Origin of the sequence: Nonomuraea sp. NPDC049486 (assembly GCF_040676925.1) — a bacterium.
Classification (GTDB): domain Bacteria; phylum Actinomycetota; class Actinomycetes; order Streptosporangiales; family Streptosporangiaceae; genus Nonomuraea; species Nonomuraea ferruginea.
In genome coordinates this window covers 311,669-332,457 of record NZ_JBFAPV010000007.1, presented here as the reverse complement: position 1 = coordinate 332,457, position 20,789 = coordinate 311,669, and the positions used below count along the sequence as shown (strand labels likewise).

The following is a 20,789-nucleotide window of genomic DNA, read 5'->3' as shown; positions in this document are numbered from 1 at the left end:
CGCATAGCGTGGCGGCTGAAATGGTGGCGTTCCGAGTTCTGGGGCCAGTCGAGGCGTACGCACACGACGACGAACTCGACCTCGGCGGGTTGCGGCAGCGGGCCGTCCTCGCCCGGCTCCTCGTGGCCAGGGGTCAGGTCGTGCCCGTTGACACCCTGCTCTACGACCTGTGGGACGACGACACGGCCAAGGGCGCCCAGTCCGGCCTGCAGGTCTACATCTCGCGGCTGCGCCGCGTGCTGGAGCCCGGCCGCCCGCGCGGCGGGCCCAACCGGCTGCTGGTGACGGTGGCCTCCGGCTACGCGCTGCGGGTGGCGCCCGACCAGGTCGACGCGCTGCGGTTCGAGCAGCTCGTGCGCGCGGCGGGCGAGCACCTGGAGGAGGGCGACCCCCAGTCGGCGCGCGGCCGCCTGGAGAAGTCGCTCGGCCTGTGGCGCGGCACTCCCTACTCCGACTTCGCCGACCAGACGTGGGCCGAGGCCGAGGTCAACCGGCTCGCCGAGCTGCGGCTGGTGGCCCGCGAGCGGCACGCCGACACCGGCCTGCGCCTGGGCCTGCCCTCCGAGACCGTGCCCGACCTGGAGGCGCTGACCACCGAACACCCGCTGCGCGAGGAGGGCTGGCGGCTGCTGGCGCTCGGCCTCTACCGCTGCGGACGGCAGGGCGACGCGCTGGCCGCGCTGCGCAGGGCGCGCGGCATCCTCGCCGACGAGCTGGGCATCGACCCCGGCCCGGCGCTGCGCAAGCTGGAGTCCGACATCCTGGCCCAGTCGCCCGAGCTCGACCTGACCCCGCCGCCGCGCCCGTCCAGGCCGGTCCCGGCGGCCGACACCTGGCCGCCCCGCCCGGCCACGCCCGTCGAGCCACCGCCGCTGGAGCCTGAGCCGTTCGTCGGCCGCGACGCCGAGCTGTCCAGGCTGACCACGGCCGCCGCCCGCACCGGCCGCTTCCAGGTGGCGATCGTCACCGGCGTCGCCGGCGCCGGCAAGACCACGCTGCTCCGCCAGCTCCAGGGCAGGCTCACCGCCGACGGCTGGATGACCTCGTCGGGCGCCTGCCCCGACTCCAGCGCCACCCCGCCCGGCTGGGCCTGGGTGGAGATCCTGCGCACGCTGGTCCGCGTGACCGGCGCGGGCGAGTACGCCCACTTACTCGCGCCGCTGCTCGACGACGCCGCCCCCGACCCCGACGACGACGAGGTGTCGGGCGGCTTCCGGCTGCACCGCGCCGTCGGCGGCTACCTCGCGGGCGTGGCGAGCCGCTCGCCCGTCCTGCTCACGCTGGAGGACCTCCACTGGGCCGACGACCAGACGCTCGCGCTGCTGCGCGCGCTGCCCAGCCTGCTGGCCACCAGCCGGGTGCTGCTCGTGGTCACCTGCCGCGAGAGCGAGCTCGACGACAACCAGGCCGACGTGCTCGCCGCCCTGGCCCGGCTCGGGCCGCTGCGGGTGAGCCTGTCCGGGCTCGACCCGAAGGCCGTGGCGCAGCTCGTGCGCGCCACCTGCGTGCGCGAGATCGAGGACGACGCGGTCGAGTCGATCGTGGAGCGCACCGCGGGCAACCCGTTCTTCGTGCGCGAGACCGTACGCCTGCTCGACGCCGAGGGCGCGGCCGACCGGGCCAGCGCGGCGGAGGTGCTGTCGCAGGTGCCGTCCGGGGTGCGCGACGTGCTGCGGCGGCGCATCTCCCGGCTGCCCGCCGGGGCGCAGCAGATCCTGCTGCAGGCCGCGGTGATCGGCCGCGACGTGGACGTGGACGTGCTGGTCGACGTGGCCGGCGACGAGGACGCGGTGGTCGAGGCGGTCGAGGCCGCGCTGCTGGCGGGGCTGGTGACCGAGCCGGGTCCCGGCATGCTCCGGTTCGACCACGACCTGGTGCGCGACACGATCTACTCCGACGCCTCGCGGCTGCGCCGCACCCGGCTGCACGCCGCCGTGGCGGCGGTGATCGAGCGGCGCGCCCCGTCCGACGTGGCGGCGCTGGCCCACCACTACTACCTGGCCGACGCCGCCGACAAGGCGGTCCACTACGCCGGGCTGGCGGCCGAGCAGGCCGAGCGGCGCTTCGCCCACCGCGAGGCGGCCACGCTGTGGGAGCAGGCCACCGCCGCGTTCGACCGCACCGGCGGCGACACCAAGCAGCGCCTGCAGCTCATGCTGCGCCGCATCAAGGCGCTGGCGCTGTGCGGCGACATGACGGCGGCCCGGGTGCTGCGGCGCGAGGCGATGGACGCCGCGCTGCCCCTCGGCGACCTGGAGCTGACGGCCCGGGTGGCCGCGTCGCTGGCGGTGCCGCACAAGGGCATGGCCCGCGACTTCACCCGCACCGCCTGGGAGATCGTCGACATCACCGAGCGGGCGCTGTCGGAGCTGCCGGAGGGCGAGCAGTCGCTGCGCGCCAGCCTGCTCACCACGCTGGCGCTGGAGCTGGAGGGCTCCTCCTCGCCCGAGCGGGGCCGCCAGGCGTCGCTGGAGGCGCTGGAGGTGGCCCGGCAGAGCGGCGACCCGGCGCTGATCGCGGTCGCGCTGAGCGCGCGGCTGCGGCAGTCCTACGACATCCCCGCGGTCGACACCCGCGAGAGCATCGGCCGTGAGCTGCTGCAGGTCGCCCAGCGTTCGGGGCAGATCGCCACCCAGGCGCTGGCCCACCTGGTGCTGCTGGAGTGCGCGGCCGCGCGGGGCGAGTTCGCGGCGGCCGACGAGCACGCCGCCGCCGCCGACCAGCTGGCCCGCCAGTACGACCTGCCGGCCCCCGCCGCGGTGCACGCGTGGTACGTCGGGCTGCGGCGCATGATCGCCGGCGACTACCCGGCGGCCGAGCACGCCTACCGCGACGCGGCCCGGCTGACCGCCAGGGCGGGCATGCTGGAGGGCCGCCAGGACCTGCCGCTGATCACCGCGTTCTGCCTCCACCTGGTCGACGGGCGGGCCGCCGAGATGGTCGACCTGCTGGCCGAGGCCCACCAGCGCGGCGCCAAGTGGACCCTCGACGCCTACGCGCTGGCGCTGGCCTCGGCGGGCCACCTGGCCGACGCCAAGGCCGTCGCCGCGGTGCGCCCGCCGGTGCGGCCCGACTTCCTGTACGAGCTGGCCATGACGTGGCGGGCGCTGGCCGGGATGCTCCTCGACGACCGGGAGCGGATGGTCGACTGCTACGACAAGCTCAAGCCGTTCGCCGACCGGGTCGCGGGCGCCGGCACCGGCGTGGTGGCGCTGTGGCCGGTGGCGCTGACGCTCGGCGACCTGGCGATCCGGGTGGGCCAGCCCGAGGCCGCCCGCGACCACTACCTCAAGGCGCTGGAGGTGGCCAGGCGGGTGGGCGTGCCGCGGTGGGTGGAGGCGGCGCAGCGCTCGGTCAGCAACTCACCTGGAAACGGTCGCTCTTGACGGTCTTGGCGCCCTCGACGGCCAGCTCGACGCGATACCAGCCGGGGTTGCCGGAGACCGTGGCCTCCCACTCGGCCGTCCCGCGCGCCCCGGCGAAGCCGGAGTAGTCGACGAAGTAGGTCCGCCAGGTCTTGGCCGACGGGCTCCAGCGGGCCAGCTTCCAGCTGTAGGAGACGGTCCGGCCCGGGTCCGGGTTGACCAGGAGGGTGCGGGCCACGTACGGCTTCAGGCAGCCGGGCCCGGCGGGCAGCGCGCTGACGGTGACGGTGCCGGCGGCGAGCGCCCGCGCGGTCAGGGCTGTGGTGACCGGCGTCTCCTCGGCCGACAGGCTCACGGCGGCCGGCGCGGGGGCCTGGGCGGAGCTCGCGATACCGTAGGCCGACAGGCCCGCGTACGCGGCGGTGAAGGCCAGGGCCGCCACCACGAACTTGGCCGCGTTCGCCGTACCACTGGCCAGCACCGCTCCGCTTCTCGTCGCCATGGTCACCACCTCTTTCGCTCACCCTCAGGTCTACTGGGAGGTGGTTGACCACGACTTGCAGCCCGATATGGCAGTCGTTTGCAAGGTGAAATAAGGTAAGCCTGACCTAACGATTGGGGGTGTGGAGTTCGCCATGAGGCACCTCCCGCTCGCGATGCCGGCGCCGACGGACCCGTTCTGGCTGGGCCTGCCCTACTGGCTGGTGGGCGTCATCCTGATGATCGCCCTTTTCGTGGTGTTCCAGGTCTACTACTGGGCCGGCCGCCGGCTGGGCGAGAAGCTGTACGAGTCCCGCGTCGGCGAGCGGATGGGCCGGGAGCGGATCGCCAGGATCGAGCGGACGGTCGAGAAGTGGGGGGCTCTCGCCGTCTACGGCTGTTTCTGGGTGCCCATGCTGCGTCACACGCTGCCGTGGGTGGCGGGGGCGCTGCGGGTTTCGTATCCCTGGTACGTGGTGGCCAGCGCGCTCGGGTGCATGACCTGGGCGCCGCTGTGGTGGTTCGGCGGCATGGTGGCGCTGTGGGCGTGGCTGCGGCTCGCCTACCAGTCGCCGATCGCGGCCGCGCTGGTGGCGGTGGCCGTCGTGGCGGCGGTGGCGGTTTACATCGCCCGGCGGCGCAAGAAAAGGGCGCAGCGGGAGGAAACACTCCCGGCCTGACCGTCCCGGCATGTTTCACCGAATCCGCGCCCTCTTGATGTCAACATGGTGCGCATGCGCTTCGCTGCTCTCGCCGGTTCCACCATGCTCGCCTTCACCGTGGGGGTCTCCGCCGCGCCGCCGGCCGTCGCGGCCCCCGCCGTGGCCGCCAGGCACGCTTACGTGGTCGACTCCCACGGAACGGTCCACTTCGGCAAGCGCGAGACCGCCCGGGTGCCGGTGGCCAGCCTGGTCAAGGTGATGACCGCGTACGTGGTGCTGCGCGAGGCGAAGCTGACCGACGTCGTCACCGTCACCGCCGCCGACGTCCGCTACGCGGCCAAGGGCGGCGCGGCGACGGCGGGCCTGCGCGCGGGCGAGCGGCTCACGGTCCGGGACCTGCTGTACGCGCTCATGCTGCCCTCCGGCGCCGACGCGGCCAACGCGCTGGCCCGTACCTACGGGCCGGGCAAGCCCGCCTTCGTCGCCAAGATGAACTCCGCCGCCCGCAGGATGGGGCTCGGCGACACCCGCTACACCAACGCCGACGGCATGCCCACCCCGCGCGACGGCGGCTACTCCACCGCCGTCGACCAGGCGAGGCTGGCGCAGTACGCGCTCGACATCCCGGTCTTCAAGACGGTCGTGAGCCGCGCGACGCACAAGGTGACCAAGACGGCGCTGCACCAGGCGCACACCTGGACCAACACGAACAAGCTGCTCGGCCGGGCCGACGGCGCGATCGGGGTCAAGACGGGCTACACCCGTAAGGCCGGGTTCTGCCTGCTGTTCGCGGCGGAGCAACGCGGCACGCGGGTGGTCGGCGTGCTGCTCGGCGACAGCGACGAGCGCCGGTTCAAGACCGCCGAGCGGCTGCTGGAGCACGCCGCCGGGGAGATCGTCATCGGCTGAGGCTCAGCACTGCACGACCGGGTCGAGGCGGTCGGCGGTCCGGCGCAGGCTGTGCGCCAGGCGGACCCTGACCCGGGCCCGGTCGCGATGCGGCAGCACCGGCGCGTCCGGCAGCGCCGCATGCGCCGACTCCCGGTGTCCCATCGCGGTCCGGTACGCGAGGACCTGCATGGCATCCATGGAACCCTCCTTCTTAATCCATTAAGACCTTAATCGATTAAGAGGTGGTCAGCAAGAGATCCGCTACGGTGGGAAGATGGCCAGGGTCACGCTGCAGACGATCGCCGATCGGCTGGGCGTGTCCAGGGCGACCGTGTCCTACGCCTTCTCCCGGCCCGACCAGCTCAGCGACGACCTGCGGCGGCGCATCCTCCAGGTCGCCGACGAGCTGGGCTACGCCGGCCCCAACGCGGCCGCGCGCTCGCTGCGCCTGGGCCGGGCCGGCGCGGTGGGCCTGCTGTTCAGCGAGACCCTCGCCTACGCCTTCGCCGACCCGTACGCGCTCGGGTTCTTCCAGGGGCTGGCCACCGCCGCCGAGGAGGCCGGGGTCGGACTGCTCATCCTGCCGCTCCCGCGCGGCGAGAAACGCCCGCCGCCGGTGCGCGACGCGGTGGTCGACGCGTTCTGCGTGGTGTCACTGCCCGACGGCCACCCGGCGCTGGCGGAGGTGCTGGCCCGCAGGCTGCCCACGGTGGTGGTCGACGAGCCGTACGTGCCCGGTCACCCGTTCCTGGGCATCGACGAGCCGGCCGCTGGGGCGCAGGCCGCGCGTCACCTCGTCGAGCTGGGCCACCGGCGCGTCGGCGTGGCCATGGTCGGCCTGCACGACGACGGGCGGACGGGCTGGGCCGACCCCGGGCGCCAGCGCGGCGCCGTGTTCGAGGCGATGCGGGGGCGGCGCTCCGGCTACGAGGCGGCCTGCGTGTCAGCCGGCGTCGACTGGGCGTCCGTGCCGTTCTACGAGCTGAGCAGGAACTCGCGGGCGGCCGGCAGGGAGGCCGGCCACGCGCTGCTCGGGCGCACGCCGCGGCCGACGGCCATCCTGACCAACACCGACGTGCTGGCGCTCGGCATCCTCGACGCCGCCGCCGACCTGGGGCTCGACGTCCCCCGCGACCTGTCGGTGGTGGGGTTCTCCGACAGCGCCGCCGAGGAGGCCGGGCTGACCACGATCCGGCAGGCGAAGCAGGAGATCGGGGCGGCGGCCGGGCGGCTGCTGCTGGAGCCGCCTGACGAGCCCGAGCGGCTGCTGTTCCCGCACGAGCTGATCGTCCGCGCCTCGACCGCGCCGCCGCGTCCGTAGTCCCTCGGGCGAGACGCCTCCCACCAGTCAAGTGGCGTAAACGGCAGGTTTTCAGCTCATTGCACGTGATTGACCTTCGTTGTGAGGTACGCGTAGTTTCGGTGATCGAAGTGCCAGATCCGCGAGCCTGCGAGGGAGACGTGTGATGGGGACCACGGGCGTGGCGATCGTCGGATGCGGCAACATCGCCCAGAGATACGCCGCCGACCTGGCCTCCTACCCCGAGATCGAGCTCCGCGGCGTGCAGGACGTCGACCCCGCGCGGGCCGGGACTCTCGCCGCCGCGCACGGCGTCCGCGCGTACGCGACGATGGACGAGCTGCTGGCCGACCCCGGCGTCGACATCGTGGTCAACCTGACCGCGCACAAGGCCCACTACGAGGTCATCCGCCGCGCCCTGGAGGCGGGCCGGCACGTGCACAGCGAGAAGCCGCTCGCGCTGCGCTACGAGGAGGCGGCCGAGCTGGTGACGCTGGCCGGCGAGCGCGGGCTGCGGCTCGGCGGCGCGCCCGCCACGTTCCTCGGCGAGTCCCAGCAGACGGCGCTCAAGCTGCTGCGCGAGGAGGCGATCGGCCGCGTCCGGCTGGTCTACGCGGAGGTGAACTGGGGCCGGATCGAGGTGTGGCACCCGGAGCCGGTCGGCTTCTACGAGGTGGGGGCGCTGTTCGACGTGGGCGTCTACCCGCTCACGATCGCCACGGCCGCGCTCGGCCCGGCCCGCCGGGTGACCGCGTTCGCCTCCACCCTGCACCCTCAGCGGACCCGCCTCGACGGCCTCCCGTTCACCCTCACCACGCCCGACTACGTGGTGGCCAACATCGAGTTCGAGGGCGGCGTGCTGCTCCGGCTGACCTGCGACTTCTACGTCGACCAGCGCAACACCCACCAGAAGGGCATGGAGTTCCACGGCGACGGCGGATCGCTGCTGCTGCGCGGCTGGCACGACTTCGACGCGCCGCTGGAGATCGCCGCCTTCCGCGAGGAGCCCCGGCCGGTGAAGCCGCTGCGCGAGCCGTACGCGGGCGTCGAATGGGGCCGGGCCGTGCGCGACCTCGCCGCCGCGATCCGCGAGGGGCGGCCGCACCGCGCCACCGGTCAGCAGGCCGCGCACGTGGTGGAGATCCTCTGCGCCGCGCGCGCCTCGTACGAGAAGGGCGGGACTGTCGAGCTGGTCAGCTCGTTCGAACCGCCCGCGCCGATGAGCTGGGCCGAATGACGGGTAGGCCCTCCCCGTAGGCGGCGCACGAGGGGGACACGATGCCGATCAAGGGGCCGATCAAGGGGCCGATCAAGGTCACGGTGTGGGGCGAGAACCGTCACGAGCAGCGCGAGGAGGAGGTGCGGCGGCGCTACCCCGACGGGATGCACGGGGCGATCGCGGCGGGGCTGACCGAGCACCTGGGCTCCCGGGTCCGCGTCCGCACCGCCGTCCTGGACGACCCCGAGCACGGGCTGTCGGACAAGGAGCTCGCCGAGACCGACGTGCTGACCTGGTGGGGGCACATGGCCCACGAGGACGTCGCCGACGAGGTGGTCGAGCGGGTGCGGTCGCGGGTGCTCGGCGGCATGGGGCTGCTGGTGCTCCACTCCGGCCACTACTCGAAGCTCTTCCGCTCCCTGATGGGCACCACGTGCACCCTCAACTGGCGCGACGCCGGAGAGCGCGAGCTGGTGTGGACCGTGGCCCCCGGCCATCCGATCGCCGAGGGGGTGCCGCGCCCGATCGTCATCGGCGAGCACGAGACGTACGGCGAGCCGTTCGGCGTGCCCGAGCCTGACGAGCTGGTGTTCATCAGCTCGTTCGGCGGCGGCGAGGCGTTCCGCAGCGGCTGCTGCTACCGGCGGGGGCTGGGCCGGATCTTCTACTTCAGCCCCGGCGACCAGAACTACCCCGTCTACCACCATCCCGACGTGCGCCGCGTGCTGGCCAACGCCGTGCTGTGGGCGGCCCCGCCGGCGGGCGTCGGCGAGCCGCTGGACAACGCGCACACGCCGGTCCGGTGGTAGGCGCTCTTACCGGACTATCGACCGCCGGTCAGGAAAGAGAAAAACGCCGCTAGACCGTTCCAGAAAAAAACGGTAAAGCCCATGATCAGCGACTTTACCGGTGAGTTGATCAGCCTCTTGACGGGCTGAATCCGATCATGAAAAGCTCTGGTCGCGCGCAGTATCGGCACTCGTCAAGGGGTCGGCATGACTTATTTATCCCGCGTCCGCGCCATCGACAATTCCATTATTCAACTAGAAGTCGAGGACAACGACAAAGAACTGCTGCACGTCTGGTGCGGCCATGTGCGTTACAACCCGAAATACGGGAGCCGCGACACGACGGCCGATGTCTGGGCCCTCGAACTCGCGCCCCTGACCTCGCTCGGCTCGGCCGTGCAGGCGGTCGGCGGCAAGGAGCGTGAGCGCCTGTCCGTGGCGGGCGGCGAGCTCGTCGTCCACGACTGCAAGGATCCCCAGGACGCCCGCTGGGCCGCCTGGCTCGGCCCCTGGCACATGGTGCACGGCATGTTCTACGCCCCGGAATGGGAGACGAAGGACATCATCGACACCTTCGCCCGGGTCGCGTGGACCGACACCCCCGAAGGCATGACCGCCGACGCCGGGCAGCGCTTCCAGCTGTCCATGGCCATGTACACGCAGACCATCGCCGGGGTCGGGTCGCTGCTCGTCGAGCCCAAGCAGACCAGCTCCAAGCGGATCCCGGCCTGGCGCGGCTACGAGACGAGCGCGGGCGAGATCTGGCGGGACGACGACGAGTCCAACACCCACGCGCAGCCTCTGATCATGGTCACCGACACCGCCGTGGTCACCCTGTCCCCGTGGGACGCCCCGCGGCAGGACCGGCCCGGCGTCTCCGTGCGTTCCCTGGGCGTGGCGGCCGAGGACGCCGCCGCCACCTTCCTCACGAAGATCAAGCGCCTCGAGTGGACCGCGTAGGTGGAGCCCACCACCGCCGCGATCATCGTCCTCGCCGTCCTGGTCGGGCTGCTCTTCGCGGCCGGGGCGGGTCTCTACCGCCGGGTCCGCGAGCTGGAGCTGGCCACCTACGAGGGCGTCGGCGTCCGCTTCACCTCCGGGCAGCACGAGCAGGCACGCTCGGCCATCACCAGGCCGGACGGCACGACGCTGGTCGTGAAGATCAACAGACAGTGCTCCATCTGCGACGACGTCCTCGTCGCCGTGGCCAAACTGGCTCCCGAACTCCCTGAGGACCACTCCTTCGCGGTGGTGTCCGACGACCCGGGCTTCGGCAAGAGCCTCCCCGAGACGGTACGGGTGATCAAGGACCCCGAGATGTGGCGGTCGATCACCGTCCCGTACGCACCCGCCCTCCTCGTCGTCGGCCCTGACGGGCTGGTCGTGTTCTCGACCCCGGTCGGGTCCGGCGAGGCGCTGGTGGACGTCGTGGAACGAGCGTTGGAGAAACGAAGGGAAGCACAGCCGTGACCATCTCGGACGAGAGAAGTTCGATCCTCGACCAGATTCCGAGCGCGAATCGGGAGCCCGTGGACGCGGTCCCGTCCAGGGTCGCCGCGACCAAACCGCGTCCGAGTCGCCGGGGCGTGTTCGGCCTCGCCCTCGGCGTGGCGACGGCGGCCGGGCTCGGCGCCCTCGACCTGCTGCCCGGCTCCCGCCCGCGCAGCGCCGCCGCCGCCGTCTACAAGACCGTCTGGGACACCTGCAAGGGATTCATCAACGCGTCGTCGGTGTGCGTGCCGTCCTCGGCCTACTACGGCTCCGACAACTGCACGGGCTCCTGGCACCGCGACGACGGCTACTCGGGCACCTGCGTCAGCATCAACTACACCTCGTACGCCGACTCGTGCGCCGGCCGCAACGCCTGGCGCTGGACCGGCGGCAGCACGACCAGCAAGCGGCGCAAGTGCTCCGACGGCTACCGCTACGTGGTGGCCTGCGGCGCCAGCGGCTCCGGCCAGTTCTCGATCTGCAGGACCACGATCTGAGTGAGTGACAACACGTCGGCCTCCCTCCGCCTGCTCTGGCCCGGCTTCGGGCTCATCGCGGCGGGGGAGGCGGCCGTGCTCGCGGCCCTGACCTCGGCAGGGGCGCTCGGTGCGGGCACGACCGGCTTCGTCTGGCTGGTCGCCGCCCTGGTCGCCGGGTTCTCGCTGTCGGGCTCCGTTTGAAGCCTCAACAGCGCCTGGGTGCTGTCCTCGTCGGTCCGGCGGGGCTCTGACGTCTCGGGGTTCGTCCTCGGTCTTTTCTTGGGTGCGATGGGCACTGCGTTCGCCTTCGTGGTGGTCGGCTCGCTCCTGCGCGTGCCGTTCCCGCCCGCCGTGGCGCGGGTGGTGGTCGTCGTCGCGGCGATGGTCCTGCTGCTGCAGGAGATCGGCGTGCTCCGGTTCCCGATCCTGCAGAACGCGCGGCTCGTCCCGCAGTTCGTCACCAGGATCCCGTTCTGGGGCTCGGTGCAGTTCGGCATGGAGATGGGCACGGGCATGCGCACGTACTCGCCTACGGCGCTGCCGCACATCATGGCGATCTCCATCGTGTTCCTCGCCTCCTGGCAGCAGGCGCTCCTGGCCGGCGCCGGGTTCGCGCTCGGCAGGGCCGTGATGCTGCTGACGTTCGTGGCCGCGCGCAGCAAGAACAGCGCGGACAAGGCCTTCTCCTTCGAGCTGCCGAGGCTCCGGCCGCTGTTCGTGGTCCTGGTGATCCCGATGCTGGCCCTGATGGTGATCGCGTGATCGTCGTCCGGTACGCGCTGGGGCTGGTGCTCGTCCTGGCCGTCGCGGGCAAGCTGCGGGATCCGCGCGGCTTCCGCGACAGCCTCGGCGCGTTCGGGCTGCGGGGCGCGGTGGGCACGGCCGCCGCGGGCGCGGTCGTGGCCGTGGAGGCGGGCACGGCCGCGTTGCTGTTCTCCCCCGCCCCTGGCCTGGTGGCGGGGGTGGCGGCGACGGTGCTGGGGGCCGGCTTCACCGCGGCGCAGACGTACCTGGTCGCCGCGGGCGGGCCGGCGGCCTGCCAGTGCTTCGGCGTCCGCGAGCCGGTGTCCTGGCGCACCTGGGCCAGGGCCGCGGCGGTGCTGGCCCTGGGCCTGCTGCTGCTCGCCGTCCCGGCCTGACTGGCACGATCTCGCGAACGGCCTCAACCTCCGGCGGGGTGCGGAGAGTCCTCTCCTATGACGCCGCAGGACTGAAGGGCTGGGCCGATTGATCGACACCGAGGGTTTCCGCGACTTCGTGGCCGCGCGTGGCCACGCCCTGTCCAGGACGGCGTTCCTGCTCACCGGCGACCACGGCCAGGCGGAGGACCTGCTGCAGGAGACGCTGGTCAAGGCCGCCACCCGGTGGCGCAGGGTCTCCGCCGCGGCCGATCCCGAGGCGTACGTGCGCACGATGATGCTCAACCAGCTGCGCACCTGGCGCCGCCCTCGTCGGCTCACCATCGTCCCGACCGCCGACCTGCCGGACTCCGGGCCGCACCACGACCAGTCCACGCAGGCCGACCTGAAGATCATGTTAGGGCGCGCGCTCGGCGTGCTCACGGCCAAGCAGCGGATCGTGCTCTACCTGCGGTTCTACGAGGACCTCCCGGAGTCGGCGGTCGCCGCGCAGCTGGGCTGCTCGGTCGGGACGGTCAAGCGGCACGCGCACGACGCGCTCAACCGCCTGCGCCGGGTGGCGCCGCGACTGCTGGAGAGGGTGTGCCCATGAACCTCCGCGACACGTACCACCGGCTAGGAGCCGACGCGCGCGACTACGCGGACGCGGACCTCGCCCTGCGCGTCCTGCGCCGCCGCAGGACCGTACGGGCCGTGACCGGCGCGGCGGCGGCGGCCCTGCTCGTGGCCGGAGGGTTCGGGCTGCTACAGAACCTCACCCGCTCCGCCGAGACCATCACGGCGGTGCCGGCGGTCTCCACGAGCGCGGGGTACCCGTCCCTGCCTTCGAGCGGTCCGGTGGGCCGCGGCGCGGTCGTGTACGCGCCGTGCCGGAGCTCCTGCCCCACGCTGCTCACCCTGGAGGACGGCCGGACCTACGGGCTCGGCGCGCGGACCGTGCACCCGCAGGGCAACATCACGCTGTCCCCCGACGGCCGCTGGCTGGGCCTGCCCACGCCGGACGGCTACGAGCTCAGGGACCTGCTGGGCGGCACCGCGCATCGGGTCCCCGTGCCCGGTGACGGCCGGGCCGACAGCGCCTACAGCCCGTGGGCGTGGTCGGCCGACTCCCGCAGGCTGATCCTCGGCTACCACGCGAGCGGGGACGTGCACGCGTACACCGACGTGCGTCTCGATGACGGGCGGGCGGAGCCGCTGACCCCGCCGGAGGGGTACGAGCCGGTCGGCGTGCTCCCGTCGGGCGAGCTCGTCCTCCTGGCGCTCGGGCAGGACGGCGACGGCGCGCGCGAGCGGGTGCGGCTGCGGGTGGGCGGGACGGCCCGCACGCTCTCGGCGACCGGGTCCGGGGTGCTGTCCGACGCCGACCACGGGCTGTCCGTCCAGGTCAGCGGGGAGCGGATCTTCGTGCTGGAGTACACCGGCGACAGCGTCGCCGTGCTGCGGTTCGATCCGCGCGGCACGCTCGTCGAGCGCACGCCGCTGCCGGACGGGCAGTACGCCCTCGGGCCCACGAGGGACGGGTACGCGGTCGTCCAGCCACCGGCCGACCAGCGGGGACGCCTGCGGCTGCTGACCACCGACGGGCATGTCCTGCGCGACCTGCCGGGCGAGGCGGAGCCGGCGATCCCGGGCCTGGCCCGGCACTGACTTGTTGAGCGGAGGCGGACGGGAATCGAACCCGCCGCGCCGAGATGCTCGGCGCCACCGGTTTTGAAGACCGGGAGGGCCACCAGGCACCTGGACGCCTCCGCTCGCGATCTTAGCGCTCCGGGCGGCCCGTTCCGGCGATCCGGCGCGAGCCGTCCTCGGCCCTGCGCGTCGCGCCGGTCCTGTCCAAGTGTTCGAGCAGCGGGATGACCACCCGGCGGGACGTGCCCAGCGCCTTGCGCGCGTCGGCGGCGGTGAACGGCTGGGCCAGGCCGGACAGCACGGTGAGCGCCCTTTCGGGTGCGCCCGGGGGCAGGACGACGCCGGGCGCGAGCCGTACCAGGTGTCCGGCGGCCTCCGCCGCGGCCAGATCGCGGCCGTCGAGACCGAGCTCGGCCAGCCTGGCGGCGTCGGGGGCGGCGAACGGCGCGGCGGCCCAGTCGCTGCGCAACCGCTCGACGCCGGGCGCGAGCTCCGGCGGCGCGGCGGTCAGCCGTCCCCGGGAGCGGCCGAGCGGCGTCCGCTCGGCGAGCGCGTCCACGAGCGACCGGTCGGGCAGGCCCAGCGCCTGCCTGACCTCCTCGGCCGACATCCCGGGATCGTGCGGGCTGGCCTCGGCGTGCGCGGTCACGACCTCGACCAGCCGGGCCCTGAGCGACTCCCAGTGCTCGGGATCGGCGACCCACGCGCCGGCGACGGGCTCGGCGGTCGCCGGCGCGCCCATGGCGGCCAGCTCGTCCAGCCTGGCGATCCCCCGCCGCCGCAGCTCCGCCTCTCCGTCGGGAACGCCGTCCAGGGCGGCCAGCTCCTCCGCCCGCCGCCTCGCCGCACCCCTGCGACGCAGCGCGGGCGGCCGGACGTCGAGTACGGTCACCCCCCAGACCCTGCGGCTGCCGGGATCGCGCAGCAACGCCCGATCACCGATACGCAGCGGAAGCGGCCTCTCCAACGTGACCCGCACAGTGTCCCCGCCATACGCACGATCGAGCACCGATTCCCCGCCGTACGCACGATCGAGCGTGACATGCACCGCGTCACCCCCGAACGAACGGCCCCCCGCGCCGTCGGCAAGCAGCCGATTCCCCGCGCCGAGCCCGAGGTCTCCAGGCGAGCGGTCCCGGAGGTCGCGAGCGGCCACTCCCGGCGAGTCCTGAAGGTCGCGGGCGGATGTTCCAGGCGGATGGTCCCGGAGGTCGCCAGCAGACACTCCCCGCGAATGATCCCGGAGGTCGCGAGCGGCCACTCCCGGCGGGCGATCCTGAAGGTCGCGGGCGGACGCTGCAGGCGGGTGATCCCGGAGGTCACCAGCAGACACTCCCCGCGAATGATCCCGGAGGTCGCGAGCGACCAATCCCGGCGGATGGCCCTGAAGGTCGCGAGCGGCCACTCCCGACGGGTGATCCTGGAGGTCCCGAGCGACCAATCCCGGCGGATGGCCCTGAAGGTCGCGAGCGGCCACTCCCGACGGGTGATCCTGGAGGTCCCGAGCGGACACTCCCGGCGGATGACCCTGAAGGTCGCGGGCGACTCCCCCAGACGGGCGATCCCGGAGGTCGTGGGCGGCTCCTCCATACGGGTGATCCTGAACGTCGCCGACGGACGCTCCCGGCGAGTCCTGAAGGTCGTGGGCGGACGCTCCGGGTGGGTGGTTACGGACGGTTCGGGGGGAGAGGGCTGTCAGGGGGCGGATGCGGGCGGGGGTGGCCGTTGTGCCGATGTGCCAGATGGCGTGGTGGGGGACGTCGGTCGCGGGTGAGAGCCGGACGTCGGCCTGGGTGACCTCCAGCCAACGGTCCGGGGTGAGGAGGGCGTCGCCGCGGCGGGGGGTGGCCGCGCCGCGCAGGTTGACCGCGACCCGGGCCGGGCCGCGGACCTCGTCGCGGGCCGTGCCGAGGCTGTGCAGGCCGCGGACGCGGACGGGCTCGCGGCCGGCCATCAGCCGGTCGCCGGTACGGATCGTGCCCGCGCCGAGCGTCCCGGTCACGACGGTGCCGCGGCCCTCGACGGTGAACACCCGGTCGATCCAGAGGCGGACGTCGGCGTCCGGGGACGGCTCGGGCTCGGGAAGGGCGGACAGCGCCGCTCTCAGCTCGGCCAGCCCGTCGCCGCGGACGGCGCTCACGGCGACCGCCGGGATCCCGTCGAGGCCGGTGCCGCGCAGCCGTTCCCGGCAGGCGGCCAGGACAGGACCCGGGTCCGCGAGGTCGGCGCGGGTGACCGCGAGAACCCCGGTGGTGATGCCGAGCGCGTCGACGATCCGCAGGTGCTCCTCCGACTGCACGGCCCAGCCGTCGTCGGCGGCGACCACGAACAGCACGGCCGGCGCGGGGCCGACCCCGGACAGCATGTTGCCGATGAACCGTTCGTGGCCGGGCACGTCGACGAAGGCCAGCCCGTCGGTCCAGACGAAGCCGAGGTCCAGGGTGAGGCCGCGGCGGCGTTCCTCCTCCCACCGGTCGGGCTCCATCCCGGTCAGCGCCCGGAGCAGGGTCGACTTGCCGTGGTCGACGTGCCCGGCGGTGGCGATCACGCGCATGCCGCCGCCTCCCAGGCGGCCGCCACCGCCGCCGCGAGGTCCCCGTCGTCGTCCGGGGCGACGGCGCGCAGGTCCAGCAGGTAGCGGTCCGCGGCGGCCCGGCCGACCACGGCGGGGGTCCCGGTCCGCAGCGGGCCGGCGAGCGCGAGCGGTACGGTGACGGCCACGCTGGGCAGCTCCACCCCCGGCGCGCCCCCTCCGCCGACCGCCGCCACGGTGTCCACGACGTCGGCCTTGACCCCGTCCGCGTGCAGCAGGAGCAGGAGCTCGTCCGCGCGGCGGCGCAGCGTGGGCAGGTCCGCGAGGAGCGCGGCGCGGGTCGGGTTGGCGGCGTGCGTGAGCGTGGCCTCCAGGGCGGCGAGGGTGAGCTTGTCGACGCGCAGCGCGCGGGCCAGGGGGTGGGTGCGGAGCCGTTCGACCAGGCCGGTCCGGCCGAGCAGGAGCCCGCACTGGGGGCCGCCGAGCAGCTTGTCGCCGCTGGCCGTCACCAGGTCGGCGCCCTGCTCCAGCCAGGTGGCCGCGTCCGGCTCGGCCGGCAGCGCGGGCTCCGGGCGCAGCAGCCCCGAGCCGATGTCGCCGACGACCGGGACGCCCAGCCCCGCAAGCTCGCCCACGCCGGGCGTCCCCGCGAAGCCCTCGACGCGGTAGTTGGACGGGTGGACCTTCAGCACGAACCCGGTCGCGGGGCCGATCGCCGCCCCGTAGTCGGCGACGGTGGTGCGGTTCGTGGTGCCGACCTCCCGCAGCCGGGCGCCGGTGGACTCCAGCAGCTCGGGCAGCCGGAACCCGGCGCCGATCTCGACCAGCTCGCCCCGGCTGATGACGATCTCCTTCCCGTACGCGAGCGCGGTCGCCGCGAGGACGAGGGCGGCCGCGTTGTTGTTGACGACGTGCACCGCCTCCGCCGCCGGGACGGCCTGGGCCAGGGCCGCCAGGGCGCCGCGCCCGCGCCGTCCCCTGCGTCCGGTGACCAGGTCGAGCTCCACGTCGGTGGATCCGGCCGCCACCCGCACGGCCTCCAGCGCCGGTCCGGACAGTGGCGCCCGGCCCAGGTTGGTGTGCACGACCACCCCCGTGGCGTTGATCACGCGGCGCGGCCCGGCGTCCGACAGCGACGCCAGCGCGGTCTCGGCCACCAGTTCGGGGTCGATCTCGCCATCACGTGCCCGGCGCTGCGCCGCGGTGACCGCGGCCTTCACCCGGCTCCTGCCGAAGACGGGGGTGAGCTCGGCCAGGCGGGGATCCGCCAGGACCGCGTCCGTGCGGGGAATCCGGCGCCGTTGATCGGTCATGGTCATCTGCCATACCGGAAACCCGCGATCCGCGCAATGATGTGATCATGATGAGGCTTACCCAATACGCCCAGGGCGGCGGCTGCGCGTGCAAGATCCCTCCCGGAGAGCTGGAGGACGTGCTGGCCGGCCTGGCCCGGCCGCAGGGCGCTGATCTCGTGGTCGGCCTCGACAGCGGTGACGACGCGGCGGTCGTCAGGATCGAGGGCGGGACGGCGATCGTGAGCACCGCCGACTTCTTCACGCCGGTGGTGGACGACCCGTTCGACTGGGGACGGATCGCGGCGGCCAACGCGCTCTCGGACGTCTACGCCATGGGCGGGCGCCCGTTGATGGCGATCAACCTGCTGTGCTGGCCCCGCGAGACTCTCCCATACGAGCTCGCCCGCGAGGTGCTGCGCGGGGCCGCGGAGGTCGCGGCGGACGCCGGCTGCCACGTCGCCGGAGGTCACAGCGTGGTCGACGTCGAGCCCAAGTACGGCATGGCGGTGACGGGGCTGGCTGACCCGGACCGGCTGATGCGCAACGACGCCGGGGTCGCGGGCGTGCCGCTGTCGCTCACCAAGCCGCTCGGCCTGGGCGTGCTCAACAACCGGCACAAGGCGACGGGCGAGGTGTTCCCGCACGCCGTCGCCACCATGACCGCGCTCAACGCGGCGGCGAGCCGGGCGGCGCTGGAGGCCGGGGTGCGCTGCGCCACCGACGTGACCGGGTTCGGGCTCCTGGGTCACCTGTTCAAGCTCGCCCGCGCCTCGGGGGTGACGGCGGTGGTGGACGCGGCCGCGGTGCCGATCCTGGACGACGTCCGCCGGAGCCTGCGCGAGGGGTACGTGCCGGGCGGTTCCCGCCGCAACCTGGACTGGGTCGCCGGCCACGTCGACCCGGGCGGCGCGGACGAGGAGACGATGCTCCTGCTCGCGGACGCCCAGACCTCGGGCGGCCTGCTGATCGCCGGCGAGATCCCGGGCGCCCCGGTCATCGGCGAACTGGTGCCGCGCGGCGACCACGCCATCGTCATCCGATAAGCAGGCGGGCCTTTCTAGCAGCGTTATACGCCGAAAATTCCGGAAATATCGCTTTTCACCTATTGCGGTTGCCCGAAGTCGCCTTCCCCCCTATGGTCCCGCCATGTGAAAACCCTCATGATCGCCGCGCTGGCGACCATCACCCTTCCGCTGTCCGGCACCGCGGCCAACGCCGCCATGGACCCGATCAACAGCCCCGAGCTCACCAAGAACGACCTCTACGCCACCGGGCCTCTCCCCCGTACGAAGTGCGCGGAGAAGCGCATCAGGACAGGCGACAAGAAGCAGGCCCGGGCCTATATCGACGCCGTCGTCGCCTGCCTCAACAAGACCTGGGGCGCGCACCTGACGAAGGCCGGGGTGGACTTCGGCAAGATGCGCGTCAAGCACTTCAACCGGATCCCGAAGAAGTACTGCGGCCTGGACGTGGACAAGGACGACTCGCAGGCCTGGTACTGCGAGAAGACCGAGACGCTCGCCGTCCAGGTGGGCAAGACCTGGGTCGAGGATCCGGACGACCTGTGGCTCTTCAACTACACGGCCGGCATGTACGGCTACCACGTCCAGAAGCTCACCGGCATCACCGACGCCTACAACGACGAGCCCTACGACAACAAGACGGAGCTGCGGGAGCAGTCGCGCCGCGTCAGCCTGCAGACCGACTGCCTCGGCGGGGCTTTCCTGAAGAGCGTGTGGCCGCTCAAGGGCAGGACGTCGCGTGACTATCGCGAGCTGCTGAGCCTGGTCCAGGGCGACACCGGCTCGGAGCGCTGGGTCGGGAAGACGGCCAACGTGCGTGCCTGGATCAAGCAGGGCTTCGCCACCGGTGACCCCAAGTCCTGCAACACCTGGGCGGCGTCGTCCTCCAAGGTCTCCTGACCGGCGTCACCGTCGGCCGCGCATGAGGCCGTGACAGGCGATGGCGGCGGCGGCGACCACGTTCAGCGAGTCCACGCCCGCGTCCATGGCCGCCGGGCTCATCGGGATGCAGACCGGCTCGTCCGCCTCGTGCAGCCACCGCGACGACAGGCCGTCGCCCTCGGCGCCGAGCAGCAACGCCACCCGGTCACCCAGCTTGACCTCGTCGAGCGGGGTGGCCGACTGGTCGGGGGTCAGCGCCAGGGTCTGGAAGCCGGCCGCGCGCAGCTCGTCCAGGCCGGTGTACCAGTTGTCCATCCGGGCGTACGGGATCGAGAACACCGCCCCCATCGAGACCTTCACCGCGCGCCGGTAGAGCGGATCCGCGCAGCGGGGAGACAGGATGACGCCGCCGACGCCGAGTGCGGCGGCGCAGCGGAAGACGGCGCCGACGTTGGCGTGGTCGACGATGTCCTCCAGGACGACGAGGCGGTCGGCCGACTCCATGACCGAGGCGGTGGACGGCAGCGGGAGGCGGGCCATCGAGGCGAGGGCGCCCCGGTGGACCTGGAAGCCGGCGGTGGCGGTCATGATCTCGTCGCTGACCACGTACACGGTGGCGTCGCCGAGGACGTCGGCGAGCGGCTGGAGCCAGCGGCGGGTGGTGAGGACGGAGCGGATCGGGTAGCCCGCGCCGACGGCGCGCCTGATCACCTTCTCGCCCTCGGCCATGAACAGGCCGCGCTCGGCCTCCAGGCTCTTGCGCAGCTCGACGTCGCGCAGTCTGGTGAAGTCGGTCAGGCGGGGATCGGCGGCGTCCGTGACGTACTCAAGCACGTTCCGATACTGCCATGAGCCGTCTGACCTGCCAGACGGCCGCGTAGCAGAGCAGCACGAGGCAGAACCCCACGACGGTGCCGGCGCCGACCTTGGTGATGACCCCGGGCAGGCCGAAGACCGGGTTGGGTTCGTCCAGGCGGGGCCAGGCGAACGCGCCGGCGACGACGCCCGCCGCGCTCCAGGCCAGGACCGTCCAGCGCGTCCGCGAGGGGGTGCGCAGGTCGGCGGGCACCGGCACGGGCGCCATCCTGGACAGGCCGCGCCAGGCCCACCACACGACGATCACCAGCCCCACCGCCGACGAGGTGTACTGCAGGACCCGGAACAGCGGCAGCACGCCGAGCACCGGGGTCGCCAGCCACGCGCCCCACTCCCCCGGCCCGGTGGAGTGGGTGAAGGAGTCCCAGGCGACGTGGCTGGCCGAGCCGATCAGGCCGCCGGCCACGACGGCCGGAAAGCCGCGGGCGAGCTGCGGCCAGGCGGGGCGCAGCGTGGCGGCGCGGCCCGCCAGCGCGGGCGGGAGCAGGGCCAGGAGCGGGTCGCGGAGCAGGCCGTGGAAGAGGACCAGCAGGATGAGCATCGCCGCCAGGTCCACCGTCACCACGCCCTGCCAGGAGTGCCAGTCGCTGTAGTCGGGCAGGAACGGCAGGAAGATCGGCAGGTCGGGCACCATCGCGCCGAGCGCCAGCGCCCACGGGTCGGCGAGGCGGCGCAGGCGGGCCGACGAGATGAGGGGCAGCACGAGCGCCATGTGGCTGGGTGTGAACGGCACCGGCC

General features: G+C 73.2%; 22 protein-coding genes and 1 tRNA gene. 16 read left to right on the top strand and 7 right to left on the bottom strand.

The window, feature by feature from the left end; genetic code table 11:
- The first annotated feature begins 20 nt into the window (after positions 1–20).
- On the top strand, positions 21–3,386 hold the full coding sequence (locus AB0K05_RS22465; protein WP_364231301.1) for a BTAD domain-containing putative transcriptional regulator: 3,366 nt from the start codon (positions 21–23) through the stop codon (positions 3,384–3,386).
- Here AB0K05_RS22465 and AB0K05_RS22460 read toward each other — a convergent pair.
- A complete protein-coding gene (locus AB0K05_RS22460) occupies positions 3,355–3,867 on the bottom strand; it encodes a hypothetical protein (protein WP_148029671.1) in 513 nt (170 codons plus the stop codon). The two genes, AB0K05_RS22465 and AB0K05_RS22460, sit on opposite strands and share 32 nt — an antisense overlap.
- 133 nt (positions 3,868–4,000) lie before the next feature.
- Here AB0K05_RS22460 and AB0K05_RS22455 point away from each other — a divergent pair, with 133 nt between their 5' ends.
- Complete coding sequence (locus tag AB0K05_RS22455) at positions 4,001–4,525, top strand: VTT domain-containing protein (protein WP_364231299.1); 525 nt, start codon at positions 4,001–4,003, stop codon at positions 4,523–4,525.
- 54 nt (positions 4,526–4,579) lie between these two features.
- On the top strand, positions 4,580–5,416 hold the full coding sequence (locus tag AB0K05_RS22450; RefSeq protein ID WP_364231297.1) for a serine hydrolase: 837 nt from the start codon (positions 4,580–4,582) through the stop codon (positions 5,414–5,416).
- Positions 5,417–5,419: 3 nt separating this feature from the next.
- Here the strand turns inward: AB0K05_RS22450 and AB0K05_RS22445 are convergent, their stop codons facing one another.
- Positions 5,420–5,596 (bottom strand): hypothetical protein, encoded by a 177-nt coding sequence (locus AB0K05_RS22445; protein ID WP_187280980.1) that lies wholly within the window; start codon positions 5,594–5,596, stop codon positions 5,420–5,422.
- Positions 5,597–5,672: 76 nt separating this feature from the next.
- On the opposite strand from AB0K05_RS22445, the gene AB0K05_RS22440 reads away from it, so the two are divergent.
- The 11 genes from AB0K05_RS22440 to AB0K05_RS22390 all read left to right on the top strand — a co-directional run bounded on the left by AB0K05_RS22440 (position 5,673) and on the right by AB0K05_RS22390 (position 13,461).
- Positions 5,673–6,719: a LacI family DNA-binding transcriptional regulator gene (locus tag AB0K05_RS22440; protein WP_148029669.1), complete on the top strand. Its 1,047-nt coding sequence runs from the start codon at positions 5,673–5,675 to the stop codon at positions 6,717–6,719.
- Positions 6,720–6,864: 145 nt separating this feature from the next.
- Positions 6,865–7,935, top strand: a complete 1,071-nt coding sequence (locus AB0K05_RS22435; RefSeq protein WP_364231292.1) for a Gfo/Idh/MocA family oxidoreductase — start codon at positions 6,865–6,867, stop codon at positions 7,933–7,935.
- A gap of 41 nt (positions 7,936–7,976) precedes the next feature.
- A complete protein-coding gene (locus AB0K05_RS22430) occupies positions 7,977–8,726 on the top strand; it encodes a ThuA domain-containing protein (RefSeq protein WP_364231289.1) in 750 nt (249 codons plus the stop codon).
- A 186-nt stretch (positions 8,727–8,912) separates the two neighbouring features.
- Positions 8,913–9,665, top strand: a complete 753-nt coding sequence (locus AB0K05_RS22425; RefSeq protein ID WP_271277638.1) for a hypothetical protein — start codon at positions 8,913–8,915, stop codon at positions 9,663–9,665.
- Positions 9,666–10,175: a hypothetical protein gene (locus AB0K05_RS22420; RefSeq protein WP_219543823.1), complete on the top strand. Its 510-nt coding sequence runs from the start codon at positions 9,666–9,668 to the stop codon at positions 10,173–10,175.
- Positions 10,172–10,693, top strand: a complete 522-nt coding sequence (locus AB0K05_RS22415) for a hypothetical protein (protein ID WP_271277639.1) — start codon at positions 10,172–10,174, stop codon at positions 10,691–10,693. The genes AB0K05_RS22420 and AB0K05_RS22415 overlap by 4 nt, the downstream gene beginning before the upstream one ends.
- On the top strand, positions 10,694–10,876 hold the full coding sequence (locus AB0K05_RS22410) for a hypothetical protein (protein WP_148029663.1): 183 nt from the start codon (positions 10,694–10,696) through the stop codon (positions 10,874–10,876). It begins immediately after the preceding gene.
- Positions 10,877–10,963: 87 nt separating this feature from the next.
- Positions 10,964–11,437 carry a hypothetical protein gene (locus AB0K05_RS22405; RefSeq protein WP_364231285.1) on the top strand — a complete coding sequence of 158 codons (474 nt, stop codon included), beginning with the start codon at positions 10,964–10,966 and terminating at the stop codon, positions 11,435–11,437.
- Positions 11,434–11,814 (top strand): MauE/DoxX family redox-associated membrane protein, encoded by a 381-nt coding sequence (locus AB0K05_RS22400; RefSeq protein WP_271277641.1) that lies wholly within the window; start codon positions 11,434–11,436, stop codon positions 11,812–11,814. Before AB0K05_RS22405 ends, AB0K05_RS22400 begins: the two co-directional genes overlap by 4 nt.
- 88 nt (positions 11,815–11,902) lie before the next feature.
- Positions 11,903–12,406 carry a SigE family RNA polymerase sigma factor gene (locus AB0K05_RS22395; RefSeq protein WP_148029660.1) on the top strand — a complete coding sequence of 168 codons (504 nt, stop codon included), beginning with the start codon at positions 11,903–11,905 and terminating at the stop codon, positions 12,404–12,406.
- A complete protein-coding gene (locus AB0K05_RS22390; protein ID WP_271277642.1) occupies positions 12,403–13,461 on the top strand; it encodes a hypothetical protein in 1,059 nt (352 codons plus the stop codon). Before AB0K05_RS22395 ends, AB0K05_RS22390 begins: the two co-directional genes overlap by 4 nt.
- An 8-nt stretch (positions 13,462–13,469) precedes the next feature.
- Here the strand turns inward: AB0K05_RS22390 and AB0K05_RS22385 are convergent.
- The 3 genes from AB0K05_RS22385 to selA form a co-directional block, all read right to left on the bottom strand.
- Positions 13,470–13,563 (bottom strand) — tRNA-Sec (locus tag AB0K05_RS22385).
- Between the two features lie 10 nt (positions 13,564–13,573).
- Positions 13,574–15,997 carry a SelB C-terminal domain-containing protein gene (locus tag AB0K05_RS22380; protein WP_364231281.1) on the bottom strand — a complete coding sequence of 808 codons (2,424 nt, stop codon included), beginning with the start codon at positions 15,995–15,997 and terminating at the stop codon, positions 13,574–13,576.
- Positions 15,988–17,289 (bottom strand): L-seryl-tRNA(Sec) selenium transferase, encoded by a 1,302-nt coding sequence (gene selA, locus AB0K05_RS22375; protein WP_271277644.1) that lies wholly within the window; start codon positions 17,287–17,289, stop codon positions 15,988–15,990. Before selA ends, AB0K05_RS22380 begins: the two co-directional genes overlap by 10 nt.
- 47 nt (positions 17,290–17,336) lie before the next feature.
- On the opposite strand from selA, the gene selD reads away from it, so the two are divergent.
- Positions 17,337–18,314: a selenide, water dikinase SelD gene (gene selD, locus AB0K05_RS22370; RefSeq protein ID WP_364231279.1), complete on the top strand. Its 978-nt coding sequence runs from the start codon at positions 17,337–17,339 to the stop codon at positions 18,312–18,314.
- 105 nt (positions 18,315–18,419) lie between these two features.
- Positions 18,420–19,193, top strand: coding sequence for a neutral zinc metallopeptidase (locus AB0K05_RS22365; protein ID WP_148029655.1), 774 nt, complete (start codon positions 18,420–18,422; stop codon positions 19,191–19,193).
- A gap of 6 nt (positions 19,194–19,199) precedes the next feature.
- On the opposite strand, the gene AB0K05_RS22360 is transcribed toward AB0K05_RS22365, so the two are convergent.
- Both AB0K05_RS22360 and AB0K05_RS22355 read right to left on the bottom strand, forming a co-directional pair.
- Entirely contained in the window at positions 19,200–20,009 is an 810-nt protein-coding gene (locus tag AB0K05_RS22360) for an RNA methyltransferase (RefSeq protein ID WP_364231275.1), read from the bottom strand.
- Positions 20,002–20,784 (bottom strand): DUF4184 family protein, encoded by a 783-nt coding sequence (locus AB0K05_RS22355; protein WP_364231272.1) that lies wholly within the window; start codon positions 20,782–20,784, stop codon positions 20,002–20,004. Before AB0K05_RS22355 ends, AB0K05_RS22360 begins: the two co-directional genes overlap by 8 nt.
- Positions 20,785–20,789 lie beyond the last annotated feature (5 nt).